Annotated in this window: 13 protein-coding genes and 1 riboswitch; of the genes, 2 read left to right on the forward strand and 11 right to left on the reverse strand. The window is 62.7% G+C overall.

The features are described from left to right. Window positions 1–3: 3 nt before the first annotated feature. The 7 genes from folP to HJ536_RS10740 form a co-directional block, all read right to left on the reverse strand. Complete coding sequence (folP, locus tag HJ536_RS10710; RefSeq protein WP_177157701.1) at window positions 4–1,008, reverse strand: dihydropteroate synthase; 1,005 nt, start codon at window positions 1,006–1,008, stop codon at window positions 4–6. A gap of 17 nt (window positions 1,009–1,025) precedes the next feature. Further along, complete coding sequence (locus HJ536_RS10715; RefSeq protein WP_176853772.1) at window positions 1,026–1,982, reverse strand: dihydroneopterin aldolase; 957 nt, start codon at window positions 1,980–1,982, stop codon at window positions 1,026–1,028. 102 nt (window positions 1,983–2,084) lie between these two features. Beyond that, window positions 2,085–2,744, reverse strand: coding sequence for a cell wall hydrolase (locus tag HJ536_RS10720; RefSeq protein WP_176853773.1), 660 nt, complete (start codon window positions 2,742–2,744; stop codon window positions 2,085–2,087). Window positions 2,745–2,907: 163 nt separating this feature from the next. Beyond that, window positions 2,908–5,448 carry a putative PEP-binding protein gene (locus HJ536_RS10725; protein WP_177157702.1) on the reverse strand — a complete coding sequence of 847 codons (2,541 nt, stop codon included), beginning with the start codon at window positions 5,446–5,448 and terminating at the stop codon, window positions 2,908–2,910. 145 nt (window positions 5,449–5,593) lie between these two features. Further along, window positions 5,594–7,645: a glycine--tRNA ligase subunit beta gene (gene glyS / locus HJ536_RS10730; RefSeq protein WP_177157703.1), complete on the reverse strand. Its 2,052-nt coding sequence runs from the start codon at window positions 7,643–7,645 to the stop codon at window positions 5,594–5,596. Further along, window positions 7,645–8,178 (reverse strand): DUF6446 family protein, encoded by a 534-nt coding sequence (locus HJ536_RS10735; protein ID WP_177157704.1) that lies wholly within the window; start codon window positions 8,176–8,178, stop codon window positions 7,645–7,647. Before HJ536_RS10735 ends, glyS begins: the two co-directional genes overlap by 1 nt. Then, window positions 8,175–9,113, reverse strand: coding sequence for a glycine--tRNA ligase subunit alpha (locus HJ536_RS10740; protein WP_176853777.1), 939 nt, complete (start codon window positions 9,111–9,113; stop codon window positions 8,175–8,177). The genes HJ536_RS10735 and HJ536_RS10740 overlap by 4 nt, the downstream gene beginning before the upstream one ends. 158 nt (window positions 9,114–9,271) lie before the next feature. Between HJ536_RS10740 and HJ536_RS10745 the strand changes: the two genes are divergently transcribed. Then, on the forward strand, window positions 9,272–11,068 hold the full coding sequence (locus HJ536_RS10745; protein ID WP_177157705.1) for a serine protease: 1,797 nt from the start codon (window positions 9,272–9,274) through the stop codon (window positions 11,066–11,068). Between the two features lie 21 nt (window positions 11,069–11,089). Here the strand turns inward: HJ536_RS10745 and HJ536_RS10750 are convergent, their stop codons facing one another. The 3 genes from HJ536_RS10750 to metZ form a co-directional block, all read right to left on the reverse strand. Then, the gene (locus HJ536_RS10750; protein ID WP_177157706.1) at window positions 11,090–12,538 is read right to left on the reverse strand and encodes a TrkH family potassium uptake protein; all 1,449 of its coding nucleotides are present in this window, start codon (window positions 12,536–12,538) and stop codon (window positions 11,090–11,092) included. Window positions 12,539–12,583: 45 nt separating this feature from the next. Then, on the reverse strand, window positions 12,584–13,687 hold the full coding sequence (gene folE2 / locus HJ536_RS10755; RefSeq protein ID WP_177157707.1) for a GTP cyclohydrolase FolE2: 1,104 nt from the start codon (window positions 13,685–13,687) through the stop codon (window positions 12,584–12,586). 104 nt (window positions 13,688–13,791) lie between these two features. Further along, window positions 13,792–14,982 carry an O-succinylhomoserine sulfhydrylase gene (metZ, locus tag HJ536_RS10760; RefSeq protein WP_176853781.1) on the reverse strand — a complete coding sequence of 397 codons (1,191 nt, stop codon included), beginning with the start codon at window positions 14,980–14,982 and terminating at the stop codon, window positions 13,792–13,794. Window positions 14,983–15,054: 72 nt separating this feature from the next. After that, a riboswitch (SAM riboswitch) is annotated at window positions 15,055–15,132 on the reverse strand. Between the two features lie 107 nt (window positions 15,133–15,239). Here metZ and HJ536_RS10765 point away from each other — a divergent pair. Beyond that, window positions 15,240–15,956, forward strand: a complete 717-nt coding sequence (locus HJ536_RS10765) for a glutathione S-transferase family protein (protein ID WP_177157708.1) — start codon at window positions 15,240–15,242, stop codon at window positions 15,954–15,956. Here HJ536_RS10765 and HJ536_RS10770 read toward each other — a convergent pair whose 3' ends face one another. Further along, window positions 15,957–17,219, reverse strand: a complete 1,263-nt coding sequence (locus HJ536_RS10770; protein WP_177157709.1) for a vWA domain-containing protein — start codon at window positions 17,217–17,219, stop codon at window positions 15,957–15,959. Window positions 17,220–17,269 lie beyond the last annotated feature (50 nt).

Raw genomic sequence — 17,269 nt, forward strand, 5'->3', positions numbered from 1 at the left:
AGTTTATTCTCCAGTCACGGCCCGGAATAATGTGAGGGCCTGCCGTGTTTCTTTAACATCGTGAACACGAAGGATTTGTGCACCTTGGGCCACGCCCGCCAATGCCACAGCGACCGAGCCGGGCATGCGGGCCTGCGCCTGCGGTTCATTCGCCAGCGTCCCGATAAAGCGTTTGCGGGACACCCCCAGCAAAATCGGGCAGCCCAAGGAATGCAGGATCGAAAGGCGCTGCAGCAGCGCCAGATTATGCTCCAGCGTTTTGCCAAAGCCGATACCGGGGTCCACCATGATGCGGTCCAGCGGGATGCCTGCGGCCATCGCGGCCTGAACCCGTTCCTGCAGGAAGTCATAGACGTCCAGCACCACATCGTCATAGCGCGGTGCGTCCTGCATGGTTTGCGGGTCGCCTCGGGCATGCATCAGGCAGATGGGGGCCTGCGCTGCGGCAGTCACATCGCCAATGGCCGGATCATAGATCATGGCGGCGACGTCGTTCACCAGATCGGCACCTGCCTCGAGCGCGGCCTTGGCCACCACGGATTTGCGGGTGTCGATCGAGATGGGAATGGCGCTCTCGGCGCGGATCGCCTGAATGACGGGGGCCGTGCGGCGGGTTTCCTCGGCCAAGTCCACGTCAGCGGCGCCCGGGCGGGTGGATTCGCCCCCCACGTCCAGCATATCGGCGCCGTCTGCGATCATCTGGCGCGCATGGGTCAGCGCGCGGTCCGCGTCGGAAAACTGCCCGCCATCGGAAAAGCTGTCGGGCGTGGTGTTCAGGATGCCCATGATCGTCGGGCGCGTCATGTCCAGACGGGCCATCGCGGGGCGCGGGGTGACCAGCGTTTGCATGGCGTCCTGCGGCATGGAGCTGGCAGGAATGACCTCTGGCGCGGCCCCGCGGCGCAGGACCTCGACATGGGTGAACCACGTCCAGCCCCCGCCAAGCGTCAGAGCGCCTTCGGGACGGGCCGGACCGGATTGCAAAAGTGGGCGAAAATAATCACGCATGGTGCGTGGATGCTGGATCAGCCGACGTTTGACAAGAGCAGAGATTCCTCCACCCGATGTTGGCGTTCCTCGACCTTGCCGCCCTGCCCCGCGATTTCATCGCTGCTGACGACGATGATCTCGGCCGCGTCCATCTCGGCGGCGAACCAGCGGGTCAGGCCAAGGGTGTCGCGCACGGCCACATGGGGGCCGTCCACCGCGTCCAGAACGATCTTGGACGGAGCCCAGACGCTGATCTGGCCATGCTTCATGCCCCAGTCCAGCTCGGTGCGGGTGCCGACGACCACACAGCGGCGGTCACGGCCTGCCAGCCCCCAAGCGTTCTGCTCGATCGACAAGAGGTCAATGCGGCGCTGCGCCAGCGGAACAGCGGCCACAGGGCCCGCCACATCGGGCAGACCGACGCACAGGATTGCGGGACGGTCGCCCTTGGCCAGCTGGTCCAGCCACGCGCTCAGGTGGTCAGAGGAGATGGCTTCGTTGGTCAGGTAGATCACACGCGGATCACGGGCGGCATTGTGCGCCACAGTCAGCCCGTGGCCATAGTCCTGACGGTTGCGTACAATCTCGACCCCCAGCGCACCGGGGCCACGATCCAGCTTCTCGATCCGGACAAAGGCGCGCACGGCCTGAGGTTCGGCCAGAATGCGGCTCGCGACGCGGTCGGCCAGAGTTTCCAGAAGGTTCAGACGCTCTTCGGCCAAAGAGTCCGCGATCGCCTCGGTCACGCGGTCATAGGACAGGATGCGGTCCACATCGTCATCGACAACACCGGTGATGGGCTCGACCTCGACCACGACGTTGAAGCACACGCGCTGGGTGGTGCCCCGCTCGGCCTGAAAGGCGCCGATCTCGACCTCGACAATGTGGTCGCGCAGGCTGATCCGATCCAAAGGCCCCGCGATGCCGGGCATCGGGGTGGCTTGGGCGCGTTCGTCGGGGTGGGAAAAGGCCAGCCGTACTTCGTTGGTCATGTCGCTACACTCTTACCGGAATTTTCGGCGACCCTAAGCGCTGGAGCCGGAAAAGCCAACCTTGAGGCGGCACATCGGGGGCCAGCGGCGACAGATAGGGGATTAGCGCTGTGTCAGACGCGAGGTCGGGCTGTAGAACTGGTGTACGCCGATGGTCGCGGTCTTGTGGAACTTGTTGGCCCAGCGGGGGCGCACAGCGTTCGTGTGATAGAAGGTAGCGCCGTTGGTCAGTTTGCGGTCCGCACCGTCCAGCATCAGGCGGGCAACCTTGGCAACGCGCTCGTAGGCTTTGGGTTCGGCGATCACCTCGGCGTAGCCGTCACAGGTGTAGGTGAATTGGCAGGCATAGCGCTTGCCGGTTCCCTGGTTCACGACGCCGCACACCGTGTTCGGGAATTTCTTGCTGTCCACGCGGTTCAGGATAACCTCGGCCACAGCAAACTGGCCTTTGACCGTCTCGCCACGCGCTTCGAAGTACAGCGCCTCTGCGAGGCATTCGAATTCGGAGTTCCCGTTGGCCTTGGGCTGTGTCGCCAGCCACTGCGCCGAGTATGTCACCTCGGTCTTCGGCGGGGAGGCGTTTTGCGCCTCCACAGGCAATCGGGTCAGGCTGCCCAGATGGCTCGAAGAAACTGCAGCCAGAGCTTCCTTTTCTTGACCAAGCAGATCGGTCAGGCGTTCGTTCAAAGTATCAGAAAACGCAACCGCCGGCATAACTGCCGCCAGAACGATAGCTGCTACTTTTAAGATGCCTAATCGCATGCCGTATCCTCGCTGCTGGAACCGTCTAGCGGTCCGGCGGTGTTCGTAAACGACAACGGACCACTATTTCAATACTCACAGAAGAGTCTTAAAAGCATGTAACCTTTTGGTGCGTATGTAAAATCTTTCGCAGGGCAGTGTTTTACAGTTTTTTTACAAACGCTTAGCCGATCCCACGGTCACGCAAAGCGAACTGCGCGGCGGCCAGCCTCGCACCCGGCACACGGAACGGTGAACACGATACATAGTTGAATCCTGCCTTTCGACAGAAGGCAATTGATTCGGGGTTGCCGCCGTGTTCGCCGCAGATGGAAAGCACAATATTTGGGCGCGCCTCTCGTGCGCGGGTTGCCGCCAAGTCGAGCAACTCGCCCACACCTTCAGTGTCCAGCCTATGGAAAGGATCCTCGGGAAAGACGCCTTCTGTTACATAATTTGACATAAATCGGCCCGCATCGTCGCGGGACAGACCATAGGTCATCTGCGTCAGGTCGTTCGTCCCGAAGCTGAAGAAGGCCGCGTGGCTGGCAATGTCCCCTGCCCGCAGACAGGCGCGGGGGGTCTCGACCATCACGCCAAGGCGGTAGGTAAAGTCCCTGCCCGTCTCGTTCCGCACAGCGGCTGCCACGGCATCCACACGGGTTTTGACCAGCTCGACCTCGCGCTTGGCGGAAACCAGCGGGATCATGATCTCTGGCACCACAATCGCGCCCGAGCGGACGGTAGCCACGGTGGCCTCGAAAATGGCGCGAGCCTGCATTTCATAGATTTCAGGGACCGTCACACCCAGACGCACGCCCCGCAGACCGAGCATGGGGTTGTACTCCTCCAGCTCCTCGGCGCGGCGGGTCACGTCGGACAGCGGCAGGTCCAAGGCCTCGGCCAGGTTCAACAGGCCGTTCCGGTCCGAGGGCAGGAATTCGTGCAGCGGCGGATCGAACAGACGGATGCACACCGGCAGACCGGCCATGATCCGGAACAGATCGATAAAGTCAGCCCGCTGCATGGGCAGAATACGCTCCAGCGCGGCGCGGCGGTCCTCTTCGGCATTGGCAAAGATCATCTCGCGCATGGCGGTCAGGCGATCGGCCTCAAAGAACATGTGCTCGGTCCGAGCAAGGCCGATTCCCTGCGCCTTGAAGTTGCGCGCCACCTGCGCGTCGGCGGGCGTATCAGCGTTGGCACGGATCTGGATGTCGCGGAACTCGTCCGCCCAATCCATCAGGGTCTGAAGACCATCATCCAGCGCGGGCTCCAGCATCGCCGGTTCACCTGCCAGAACATCACCGGTCGTCCCGTCGACGGTGATCACGTCCCCCTCGCGGAAAATGCGGTCATCGCGGGTCTGAAGCTGCTTCTTGCGCATACTGAACCGCAGCCCGTCCACGCCCACCACACAAGGCAGACCAAGGCCGCGCCCGATTACCGCCGCGTGGCTGGTCATCCCGCCCCGCTCGGTCACCACGGCCACGGCCGCGTGCATCCCGCGAATATCCTCGGGCTGAGTCTCGCGCCGCACCAGAACGCAAGGCTCCCCCCGCGCGGCACTGGCCTGAGCGTCTGCCGCGCTGAACACGATCTTGCCGGTCGCCGCACCGGGGCTGGCGGCCACACCGCGCGCAATCCGGTCGCGGGGCGCGGTCGGGTCCACCTGACGGTGGAGCAATTCGGACAAGGCACCGGGCGCAATCCGCAGCACGGCCTCTTCGCGGCTAATCACGCCGCTCTCGGCCAGATCCACAGCGATCCGCAGGGCCGCACGGTTGCTGCGCCCCACCCGAACCCCGTCCAGAATGTGCACTTCGCCATTCTCGATGGTGAACTCGATCTGCATTTCCTCGCGCAGGCGGACCCGCATCCGCGCGCCATAATCCTTTAGCATTTCAAAGGCTTCAGGCGCCTGCTCCTGCAGCGATGGCCCGCGGGTGTCTTTCTCAAGATAGATCGCCTCGGCCTGCAAGAGCGCCTCGCGCCCCTGACTCTGGCTCAGATAGCGCCCTTTGACCTTGGGCTCGCCGGTGGACGAATCGATGAACTGGATCACACCGGACCCGCATTCACCTGCCCCCAGACCCAAAGCCATCCGCTGCACGACCAGCCCCAGCCCCGCATCCGCAGGCGCGCCTTTGGCCTGCCGCAAGAGCCGCGCGCTGGTTCCCTCCCACGCACGGGCCATGGACCGCAGAACCTCGGTCAACTGCTGCCCCACGTCCTGAGGGAACGGCTCGTCCGTCTCGTCCTCATAGGCCGCCAGCGCCGCCCCAAGGCCCACAGACCCCTCTTCGGTGATCTCGTCGAACACATCGGGGTCCAGACGCGCCACGTGCACCGCAAAGTTCTTTACAAACCGCAAATACAGCTCGGCCGCAGCCTCGTGCCCGATCTTGTCGGACAGCTCCACATAGGTGGCGTCGTTCATCCCGATGTTCAGAACCGCGCCCGGCCCGCCCCAATCGGGGTCCTCGGACGACGGACGCACACACATCAGCGCGCCTTCCCCGAACGGCTCCAGAATTCGGTCCAGATCGGGCAAACGCCCGCCCGCGATGTCTTTGACAGCCTTGAACGACAACGCCACCGTGTCGGGCACCGGCAGATCCATCCGGACCAGCCGCTGCAAACACTTCGCCCGACCGCCATGGGTGGCCACTGCCACCGGCGCCGAAGGAGTAATCAGGGTGACGTTCTCATCAAAATTCTGCACTGCAGCACCTCATTCGCTGCGCACAGAATAGGCGCTAACTCTCCCCGAGCAAGCGCCTCTTCAGTCTTCTTTGCAAAAATACTCCGGGGGTGTGGGGGCAGTGCCCCCACGCACCTGTCCGCCCCGCGATAGCGGGACTTACAGCTTACCCTTCGATCCGGCCCAGATCGGCTACCTGACCACAAGTCGAGCGGATCTGGCTCAGCAGGTTCAAGCGGTTCCGGCGCACGATCTCGTTGTCGGTGTTCACCTGAACGGCAGTAAAGAAGCCGTCGATCGGCCCGCGCAGCGCCGCCATCTGGCCCATCGCACCGGCGAAATCTTCGGATGCCAAGGCCTCTTTGATCGAACCGCTCGCAGCGGTCAGCGCATCGAACAGGGCCTTTTCCTCGTCCACTTCGGCGAACTTCGGATCGGCACCGAACGAATACTCGACCCCGTCCTTCGCCTCGGCCTGCGCCAGAATGTTGGCGGCGCGCTTGTAACCCTGAACAAGGTTCACACCGTCCTCGGTCCCCAGCACATCGGACAGAGCCCGCACGCGCTTGACCAGCAGGGTCAGATCGTCCGCACCGTCCATCGCCAGACAGGCGTCGATGATGTCGTGACGGATGCCCTGATCCTTCAGGTAAACCTTCAGTCGGTCGTGGAAGAAGGACAGCAGATCGCCCTTGGCCTCGCCTGCCGCAGAAAGGTGATCCAGCAGCGACATGCGCAGATCATTCTCCAGCAGCAGACGGATCACACCCAGTGCCGCGCGGCGCAGGGCGAAGGGGTCTTTGGAGCCAGTGGGCTTCTCGTCGATGGCCCAGAAACCGGTCAGCGTATCCAGCTTGTCCGCCAGCGCGACGGTCACCGACAGAGGCGCGGTGGGCACGTCGTCCGACGGACCGAGGGGCGAGTAATGCTCTTGGCACACGCGCGCCACATCGGCGTCATAGCCCGCTGCTTCGGCATAATAGCGGCCCATAAGCCCCTGAAGTTCGGGGAATTCAAAGACCATCTCGGACTGCAGGTCAGCCTTGGCGATACGGGCAGCGGTTTGCGCGGCCTCAACCTCGGCACCAGCCACGGGGGCCAGTTCTGCGGCCATAGCAACGATGCGTTCGATCCGCTCTTTTTGCGAGCCAAGCTTGTTGTGGAAGGTCACATTGCCCAAGCCATCAACCCACTTGTCGATGCCCGCTTTGGCGGTGCGCAGGTCGTTCTCCCAAAAGAATTTCGCGTCCGACAGACGGGCGGCCAGAACCTTCTGGTTGCCCTTCAGGATGGTCGCGCCGTTATCGCGGGTTTCGATGTTCGCGACGGTGACGAACTTTTCGATCCGGCCGGTTTTCGGGTTCTTAACCGAGAAGAACTTCTGGTGCTCTTTCATCGAGGTCTGCAGAACTTCGGGCGGCAGGTTCAGGAAGTCTGCGCCGATCTCGCCCATCAGGACGACGGGCCATTCGACCAGACCGGCCACTTCGGCCAAGAGACCGCGATCCTCGACCACTTCCATGCCTTGGGCAAAGGCCATGTTGGTCGCGTCGTGCCAAATGCTTTCGGCGCGTTCCTCGGGGTCCAGAATGACCTTGGCCTTCTTCAGCTTGGCAACATAGTCGTCAAAGCTGTTCACCTCGAAGGCATCGCCGCCCATGAAGCGGTGACCACGGGTCGCGCGGCCTGATTTGATGCCGTCGATGTCCAGATCAACGACCTCTGCGCCGTCCTCGCGGGTCAGCAGGCAGATGATCGAGTGCAGCGGACGCACCCAACGCAGGCTGCCCGCGCCCCAGCGCATGGATTTCGGCCAAGGGAAGGTGCGGATGGTGTGTTCCAGAACCTCGGCGATGATCGCGGCGGCCTCGCGGCCGGGGGTCTCGATCATGGCAAAGTAGACCTGACCCTTTTTCTCGTCGCGGATTTCCAGCTGGTCTTTGGTCAGACCAACGCCGCGCAGGAACCCTTCCAGAGCTTTCTCGGGGGCGTCCACACGGGGGCCTTTGCGCTCTTCTTTCAGGGTCGGGGACTGGTCCAGAACGCCCTCGACCGCCAGCACCAGACGGCGCGGGGTCGCAAAGGCTTTGGCGTGGGCATAGGTCAGGCCGGCCTCGACCATGCCGTCGGTCATCTTCTTTTTCAGGTCCTCGGCGGCACGGGCTTGCATGCGCGCGGGGATCTCTTCGGAAAAGAGTTCAATCAGCAGATCGGGCATTATTTCACGCTCTTCGGGGGTTCGGGGCAATCTTCGGGAACGGGATCGCCGTCATAGACGACTTCGCCGCAATGGTTCATCTGGTGCCAGACAAAGCCGCGGCCATCGGGCAGCACGGCCACAACGCGGTCGATGCCATAGATAAAGTCGCGCTGACCGAGAAAGGCCACAGCCTCGCCGGTTTCCAGCGCGTTGCCGATGGCGGTCGCGTCAAAGCAGTCGAACCAGCCGGGACCGACCAGCGGCTCGGCCTTGGGGTAGTCGACATAGGTTTCGGTCATCATCGCCTGCGACATGGGCGTGTGGAAACACGCGCGATAGCGCAGCGGGCTGCTGTCCGCATCAATGGACTTGAAGTCATCATAGAGGATGCCTTCGGGCTGGTTGCTGGCAAAGGTCGTGACCATCACGTCGTCGGTGCCTTTGGCCTCGACAGGTCCGTAATAGGCATAGACCTGCTGGTAATACAGCAATGCGCCTGCCGCCAGCGCCGTAACAGCGATACCACCCACGATCAGTTGTCCGATCCTCATGCGGTTTCAGGCGTGTAGCCGCCCGCCTCGGTCTGGACAAAGGCATCTGCACACATCTTGGCCAGTGCACGGACGCGGCCGATATAGGCCTGACGCTCGGTGACCGAGATCACGCCGCGCGCGTCCAACAGGTTGAAGATGTGGCTGGCCTTGATGGTCTGGTCATAGGCAGGGTGCGCCATGATGATGCGCTTGCCGGTTTTGGGGTCCACGTGGGGCTCTGCCAGAATGCGGGCGCATTCGGCTTCGGCCTCTTCGAAGTGGCGCAGCAAAACCTCGGTGTCCGCGACATCGAAGTTCCAGCGCGAATATTCCTGCTCGGTCTGCTGGAACACGTCACCGTATTTCAGCGGGATCGGGCTGTCGGGATCGCTGTAGGGCATGTCCATCACGTGATCGATGCCCAGAACGTACATGGCCAGACGCTCCAGACCATAGGTCAGCTCGCCGGACACGGGGTGGCAGTCATGGCCGCCGACCTGCTGGAAATAGGTGAACTGCGACACTTCCATGCCGTCACACCAGACTTCCCAACCCAGACCCCAAGCGCCCAAGGTGGGGCTTTCCCAATCATCCTCGACAAAGCGGATGTCGTGCAGGTCCATGTCGATGCCGATCGCCGCCAGCGAGCCCAGATACAGCTCTTGCAGGTTGGCGGGCGACGGTTTGATCAGCACCTGATACTGGTAGTAGTGCTGCAGGCGGTTCGGATTCTCGCCATAGCGGCCATCGGTGGGACGGCGCGAGGGCTGGACATAGGCCGCAGCCCAGGGCTTGGAGCCCAGCGAACGCAGGGTGGTCGCGGGGTGGAACGTACCGGCACCGACCTCCATGTCGTAGGGTTGCAGGACGGCGCATCCCTTGCTGCCCCAGTACGACTGGAGACGAAGGATGATTTCCTGAAAGCTACGGGGTTTTTCAAGCGGTGCAGACATGCTCATTCCTCTAGGGCTCGTGCGCAACACTCTCTAGTCGCGTCGGGCCTCAGGGTCAATTATATGACCGGCATTATTGACCTATGCCCCGAACGCAGATTTGTTGGGGCCAACAGGGCCGCAAGCTGGCTTAACAAAAGACTTTTCAAGGAATCTGTATGAATCGGTATCTTTCGTTGCTGACCACTGTTTCGGTTTTCGCTGCTTCGGCGGCGATTGCCCAAGAGGTTGCCTATATCCAGATCGAAGCCCAGCCCACCCTGAACGAAGCGCAATTCCGCGCACAGGCCTATGCGGGCGCCCTGCCCCAAGTCAGCGGTTATGCTTTGGGATCAGGGTGGTACGCGATTACGTTGGGGCCGTTCGATCGTGATCAGGCGGAACTACTTCGCCGCGAATACCTGCGCAGCGGGCAGATCCCGCGGGACGCTTACATTACCGACGGTCGGGAATATCAGCAGCAGTACTGGCCCGTGGGCGCCGTGACCGCCCCGCTTGCTGAACCTCCGGTTACAGGCGAACCCCCTGCTCCGGTGGTCGAAGTTACCCCGCTGGACGAACCGCCCGTGGTCGACACCGCCAGCCCCGAACCGGTGGCCGAACTGCCCCCGCTGCCCGATGTTGCCCCCGTTTTCATCGAAGAGACCCCCTACGAGGCCCGCGCAAGCGAGTCTTTGCTCACCGCGGACGAACGCTACATGCTGCAAGTGGCGCTGAAATGGGCTGGTTTCTACGACGGCCGCATTGATGGCGCTTATGGTCAGGGCACCCGTGCCTCGATGGCCAACTGGCAGGCCGCGAACGGGTTCGAGCCGACCGGCATCCTGACCACCTTCCAACGCTCGGAACTGCTGGCCAAGTATAACGCCGTGTTCGACGGGCTTGGTTTCGAGACGGTCGCGGATTCCGAAGCAGGCATCCAGATCGAGCTGCCCATGGCCGCGCTGAAGTTCGATGGCTACACCGCCCCCTTCGCGCGCTATATGCCCAGCGGCGATCTGCCCGTTCAGGTCCACCTGATCAGCGAACCGGGCGATGCGGCGACCCTTGGCGGTCTTTACGAGATTATGCAGACCCTGCAGATCATCCCCTTGGATGGGGCGCGCAAACTGACCCGCACCGGCTTTGTGATCGAGGGTGCCAACGACGAGATCGTGTCCTATACCGAGGTTTCGCTCGTGGATAACCAGATCAAGGGCTACACCCTTGTCTGGCCCGCCGGTGACGAAGGCCGCCGCACCCGCGTGATCGACCGCATGTCTGCCAGCTTTACCCGCATTCCGGGCCTGCTGTCGGGTGGCGCGGATCTGGATGTGCAGCAAAGCATCGACATGGTCGCGGGCCTAGATGTGCGCAAACCGTCCTTTACCCGCTCGGGCATGTGGGCGGATGGCGCGGGGCGCGTGCTGACCTTGGCCGAGGGGCTGGATACCTGCTCGAGCATCCTCTTGGAAAGCGAGCATGAGGCCACCGTGGCCGCCGTCGATGCCAGCGGTCTGGCCCTGCTGGCCCCCAAGGATGCCTTGGCCCCGCTGGCGCAGCCCCTGCTGCAAAAGTCCATGCCCCGCCTTCAGACCGAGATCGCTGTGGCTGGCTACAGCTTTGGCGGCCAGTTGGGCGCGCCCTCGGTCACCTTTGGGACGGTCGAGGATATGCAGGACCTGAGCGGCGACAACACTCGGATGCGCCTGTCCGCCCACACCACCGACGCCGATTTCGGCGGCCCCGTTCTGGACATGAGCGGCGCTGTGATCGGCCTTCTGGCTCCGCAAAAGGACAGCAGCCGCGCCCTGCCGGACGATGTGCGTTTCGCCATCAAGGAAGGCGGCCTCGAGGCGTTTCTGGCGACCCAAGGCATCACCGCTGGCACCACCACCGATGTCGGCCGGATGGAGGCCGAGGACCTGCGCCACGCCGCCAGCGACCTGACCACCTTGGTGGAATGCTGGAAATAAAGAACCCTTTGGCGCGCCGGTTCAGGCGCGCCAGAACCGCAGGGTGAACAGGGTGTAAACGGCCAGCAGTTCCAGCCGCCCCGCCAGCATCCCGAAGCACAAGAGCCACTTCGCCGGATCATTCACGTTCTGGAAGTTCCCCGAAGGCCCGATCTCGTCCCCTAGACCCGGCCCGATATTGGCCAGCGCCGTCGCCGCGCCGGAAATCGAGGTCACCAGATCAAGCCCCGTCAGGGACAGCATCACGGTAAACGCCCCCAGCGACACCACGAACATCACGAAATACGCCATGACCGAGTTCAGAACATCCTCGGACACAGGCCGCCCGTCATAGCGCGGGATGAACACGCCGTTGGGCGCATAGATCTGCTGGATCTGCACCTTGAGCGAGGCAAGCAGCAGCTGATAGCGGAAAATCTTGATCGAACAGGCGGTAGAGCCCGCACAGCCCCCGATCAGCCCGATGAAAAAGAACATCGTGATCAGGAACGGGCCCCACTCCATGTAATCGACGCTGGCATAGCCGGTGCCGCTGATGATCGAGGTGATGTTGAACAGACCCTCGCGGAAGGCATCCTGCCAGTGGTGGGGAAAGATGCTGGTCAGCACCAGCGTCGTGGTCACGGTCAGCACCAAGATCACCAGCAAGAAGCCACGGACCTGACTATCCTTGAAGATCGCCCGGCTGTCCCCGTTCAGGATTTGCACATAGCGCACGAACGGCAGCGCCGCGAGGATCATGAACACCGAGGCCACATATTCCGGCGCACCGGAAAAGGCCCCGAAGCTGGCGTCATAATTTGCAAACCCGCCCGTCGACAGCGTGGTCAGCGAATGCACCGTGGCGTCAAAGGGGCTCATCCCCAGCATCAGGTAGCACAGGCCGCAGATCAGGGTCAGGCCCAGATAGATCACGAAAATCTGCCCCGCAATCGCACTGGCCCGCGGCAGGATTTTCCCCATGGTGTCAAACGCTTCGGCGCGGAAAATCTGCATACCGCCCACGCGCAATTCGGGCAGGAACACCATCGCCACCACAATGATCCCGATGCCCCCCAGCCATTGCAGGGTGCCCCGCCACAGCAGAATGCCCATCGGCATGTCGTCGAGCCCTGTGAACACCGTCGATCCGGTGGTCGTCATGCCCGACATCGCCTCGAAGAACGCATCAACGAACCGCGCCTCGGTCGCCCCCAGCATGAACGGGATCGCCCCGAACAGCGGTAGCACCACCCAGACCATCACGGTCAGCAGGAATGTCTGTTGAAGGCTCAGCCCCTCGTCGACCGCATTGGCGCAGGCCAGCGCCATCAGGCCCCCAAAGGCCATTGTGATCAAAGAGCTTTCCAGAAAAACGTAGCGGTGCCCCACCCCTTCGGCCAGATCGACGGCAAAGGACGGCAGCATGGTCACGCCAAGGGCTAGCAGCAGAAGGCCGATAACATATCCGACGGGTCGCAGATCAAACATGACTGCGACCCTTGGCTTTAGACCCGCTGGGTGTCAAGCAAACTGTCAGCCGACGTGGAACAGCGATGCAAAGAGGCGCGGGTCAAGCGACGCATTCGCAAAGGTCGGCCCTTCGGTCAGGACGCTGACCGCATCATGGCTGTGCAGGCTTTCCTGATGGCTGGCGATGACGCGGAAATCACCGATACGGGGGTCGTTCTGCATCTGCTGGCAGAACAGGCGCGCGGCATCCTCGACAAAGATCGGGTTGGCGGCGTTCAACTCGGCAAAGGCCTGTTCATCCTCGCGTTTGACCATCACCTGCGTTTCGGTGGGGACAGCGGCACGGCAGAGGGCGATCAGGTCCTCGAACCACAGGCAGCCCTGCCCCGGCTCCAGCACCGCCGACACACGGGCAACCGAGCGTTGGGAATGGGGCGTCGCAAGCTGGCCGCGCATCATGCGGGCGTGCTCGGACAGTTCCAGCGAACAGGGGCACGTGGAGCTATAGACATAGTCCAGATGCACGATCTTGCGGCGGACACCGTTCTGTTCGATCAGTTCCAGCGCGATGTCATAGTACTGATAGCCCGACAGGCCCGAGCGCAGACTTTCTACCCGCACAGGATAGCTGAGGCGCATCTGGATGCGGGCGTCAAAGCTTTCGAGGTCGGTCTTGTAATCGTCCAGCGCGGCCTCGATCACTTCGAAGCTGAAGGTCGCATCGGCGTGCTTGTAGAAGCTGCGCATGATGCGGGACATGTTGATGCCCTTTTTGTCGGCATCAAGGCTGACGGTGCCGGTCACGCTGGTTTCCAGCGTCATCTCGCCCTTGCCACGGGTGCGGTAGCGGATCGGCAGGCGGAAGTTCGATATCCCCACGTGCTGGATCTGCTTCTTGGCGCCCTTGATCAGGCTGGCGGGGCCGTTCTGCAAATCGGGCAGATCGGCGCGATACTCGTCATCCACCGCAAAATCGCTGGGGTAAATGCGCGACAGAACGGGGTAATCCACGGGGCGCGCCTCGGGCAGCAGGGCGCGCAACTCGGGGTCCAGCGAGGCGATCTCGGTGTCCGTCGCGCGCACGGCCCAACGGCGCAAGACCGCCAAAGCCTCGGCGGCTTGACGGTCGGTTGGTTGCTGGTCCAGCTCCGGAGTATGGATATTCATGGACTTTGTCCCTCGCATTCTGGTGCCTAGTACAATGTAGGAACGGCGTCCCTACATTGCCACGATCGACCCATTATACGCCCCGACCGTCATACCGGATCAGTTTACGCCTGCTCCAGAGCCTGAAGCACGTCGTTCACCAGATCCTGACTGTCTTCGAGGCCGGCGCTCATACGGATCAGTCCAGTGGTAATCCCCAGATGATCCTTTTGTTCCTGCGGCAGACGCTGGTGCGTGGTGGTGAACGGGTGGGTGATGATGGTTTTCGCATCGCCCAAGTTGTTCGAAATCACGCAGATTTTCAGCGCGTTCATAAAGCGGAACGCCGCATCACGGCCGCCCTTGATCTCGTAACCGACCATGGTGCCGCCCGCGCCCATCTGCGCCATGCACAGGTCATGCTGCGCGTGGCTGGCCAGACCCGGATAGATCACGCGCTCGAGCTTGGGGTGACCTTCCAGCGCCTTGGCGATGGCTTCGGCGGTGGCGGTTTGCGCTTTGACGCGCAGTTCCAGCGTTTCCAGACCCTTGAGCATGATCCACGCGGTAAAGGGGCTCATCGCAGCGCCGGTGTGCTTCATGTAGGGTTCCAGCGTGCCGCGGATGAATTCACGGGTGCCCAGAACGACGCCGCCCAGCGCACGGCCCTGACCGTCGATGTGCTTGGTGGTCGAGTAGACAACCACGTCAACACCCAGCTCGATGGCCTTGGAATAGACGGGGGTCGCGAAGACGTTATCGACAACGACCTTGGCGCCGACAGCATGGGCCATCTCGGCGACCGCTTTGATGTCGATGACCTCCAGCGTAGGGTTCGACACGGACTCAAAGAACACGGCTTTGGTGTTCGGACGGATCGCGGCCTTCCACTGCTCCAGATCGGTGCCGTCCACAAAGGTGGTCTCGACGCCATAACGGCCCAGAATTTCCTCGAGGATATAGAGACACGAGCCGAACAGCGCCTTGGCCGAAACCACGTGGTCGCCCGCGCGCAGCATCGACACCAGCGCCGCGTTCACGGCCGCCATGCCGCTGCCACAAGCAAAGGCGTCTTCGGCGCCTTCCAGCGCGGCGCAACGCTCTTCGAACATCGCGACGGTGGGGTTGCCGTAGCGGGCATAGATGAACTCGTCCTCACCCAGCTTGATAAAGCGCTGCTCGGCGCTTTCAGCGGTCTCGTAGACAAAGCCCTGGGTCATGAAAATGGCCTCGGAGACTTCGTTGTACTGGCTGCGGCGGGTGCCTGCGTGCACGGCCTTAGTGCGCGCGCTCCAATTCGAGGTGTCCTTTTTCATACCGTCTCTCCTTCGGCCCCGCGGGGGTTAAACGCGAGGCAATAAAAAACCCCCGGTCGCGGTCAGCAACGGGGGGTACCCAGTCTGACCTCTTTAGCGGCTTGTTTAACGTGGCCCGCAATCCGGTAACAAAGCGCCACTTTTCGCCCGAATACGCCCCTTGGCCATATGCGTCAAGATATCCGTGTAGCATGGCGGGGTTGACGGATGCGCGGCAATGGCCACCTTCTGATGGCGACCCCAGCCGGAGGAACCCGATGTCCGCCCCGATCGACCTGTATTATTGGCCCACGCCGAACGGCTGGAAAATCTCGGTCCTGCTCGAGGAGTTGGGACTGCCCTACACGGTGCACCTGATCAATATCGGTGCGGGCGACCAGCACACCGATGCGTTCAAGGCCGTGTCCCCCAACGGCAAGATGCCAGCCATTACGGACCCTGAAGGACCCGATAGCACCCCCATCAGCATCTTTGAATCCGGCGCGATCCTGCAATATCTGGCCCGCAAGACGGGGCAGTTCTATGGCGGGTCCGAGCGGGACCGGATCGCAGTGGACCAATGGCTGATGTGGCAGATGGGCGGCGTAGGGCCGATGGCAGGCCAAGCGCACCACTTTCTGAAATATGCGCCCCAGATGCAGCCGCCCCAAGTGATCCCCTATGCCAAGGCCCGCTACCGCAAAGAGGTCGCGCGTCTGTATGGCGTGCTGGACGAGCAGCTTGGGAAACATGGCTATGTGGCGGGGGATTTCTATTCGATTGCCGACATGGCGATCTATCCGTGGGCCAGCCTGTGGGAAGGCCAGCAGCAAACGCTGGACGACAAGCCACACATGAAGCTCTGGCTGGATGATCTGGCCGCCCGTCCCGCCGTGCAGCGCGGTATGGCGCTGCATCTGGACAAACGGCAAGCCCTGCAGGCGGACAAGACCGCCATTCAGGGGATGTTCAACGGCGGATCAAAGCGCCGCTGATCATTTGGCGCTCTGGGCCCGCATGGCCATCAGCATCCGGTCCTTTTCGCCGCTATCGCCGGAAAGGGCCTGCGCCAGCCCCTCGATCGAGGCGATGTTATGGCCCGTGCGGAAGACATCCACATGGGGCAGGATCGCCTGAATACCGGCGGCTTTGGGGGCGAACTCCTCCCACCGCAGCAGGGGGTTGATCCAGATAAGCTTGCGGGCAGAGCGTCCCAATCGGCCAGCCTCTACCTGCAACAGATGCGGGTCGCCCCGCTCCAACCCGTCGGTGATCAGCAGCACCACTGCCCCCTGCCCCAATACGCGCCGTGACCAGTCGCGGTTAAAGCGGGCGAGTGTCTCGCCAATGCGGGTGCCGCCCTGCCAGTCCTGCGCCTCGGCCCCTGCGGCGGCAAGGGCGGCATCCACATCGCGGGCCTTGAGGTGGCGGGTGATGTTGGTCAAGCGGGTGCCAAAGGTAAAGGCGTGCACCTTGCCCCACCCTGCGCTGGCATCGTTGCTGATCGCGTGCAGGAAATGCAGCATGGCGCGGGAATACTGGCTCATGGAGCCAGAGATATCACAGAGCGCCACCAGCGTCGGTGGCCGTGTGCGGGGCGCGGATCGGGGCAGTTGGCGCAGCTCGCCCCCGTTGCGCAGGGCGGCCCTGAGGGACTTGCGTGCATCAATCCGCGATCCGTTGACCGAAGGACTAAGGCGGCGCGAGATCAGCGGCGGCACCGGCAGGCGCAGGGCCGCGATCCGGCGCTTGGCCTCGGCCAGTTCGGCGGCGGTCATCTGTTCGAAGTCGAGGGTGCGCAGGCGCTCTTCCATCGACATGGTGAGGGTGGATTTGATCTCGACCTCTTCGCCGCCCTCTTCTTGCTGGCTTTCGGGGATTTCGGGGATCTGGTCCTGAAGCAGGGCCTGCGCGGCGCGGCGTTCGGCGGCCTGCGCCTTGCGTTCCTCTGACACGCCGCGGACGGACGGGAGCATCAGGCTCATCATATGTTCGAGGTAACGGGGGTCGCGCCAGAACAGCCGGAAGGTTTGGGCAAAGACCAAGCGGTGCTCGGGGCGCGAGATGAAGCAGGCCGCGAGGGCGTGGTAGAAATCGGTGCGGTTGGTGAAGCCGGCTGCGCTGATCGCCTGAATGGCATCGACCACGCGGCCCGGCCCCACGGGCAGGCCCGCATGGCGCAGGGCCCGCGCAAAATGGGCAATGTTCTGCGCCAGTTTCGGGTTTTCCGGCAGTAGGAGCGGGATATATTCGGCCATCGCTTAGGGCCGACGTTGCAGGGGGGCTGCCTGCCCCCCCTCGCCATTCT

Source organism: Donghicola mangrovi (assembly GCF_013377535.1).
GTDB classification, from domain to species: Bacteria; Pseudomonadota; Alphaproteobacteria; order Rhodobacterales; family Rhodobacteraceae; genus Donghicola; species Donghicola mangrovi.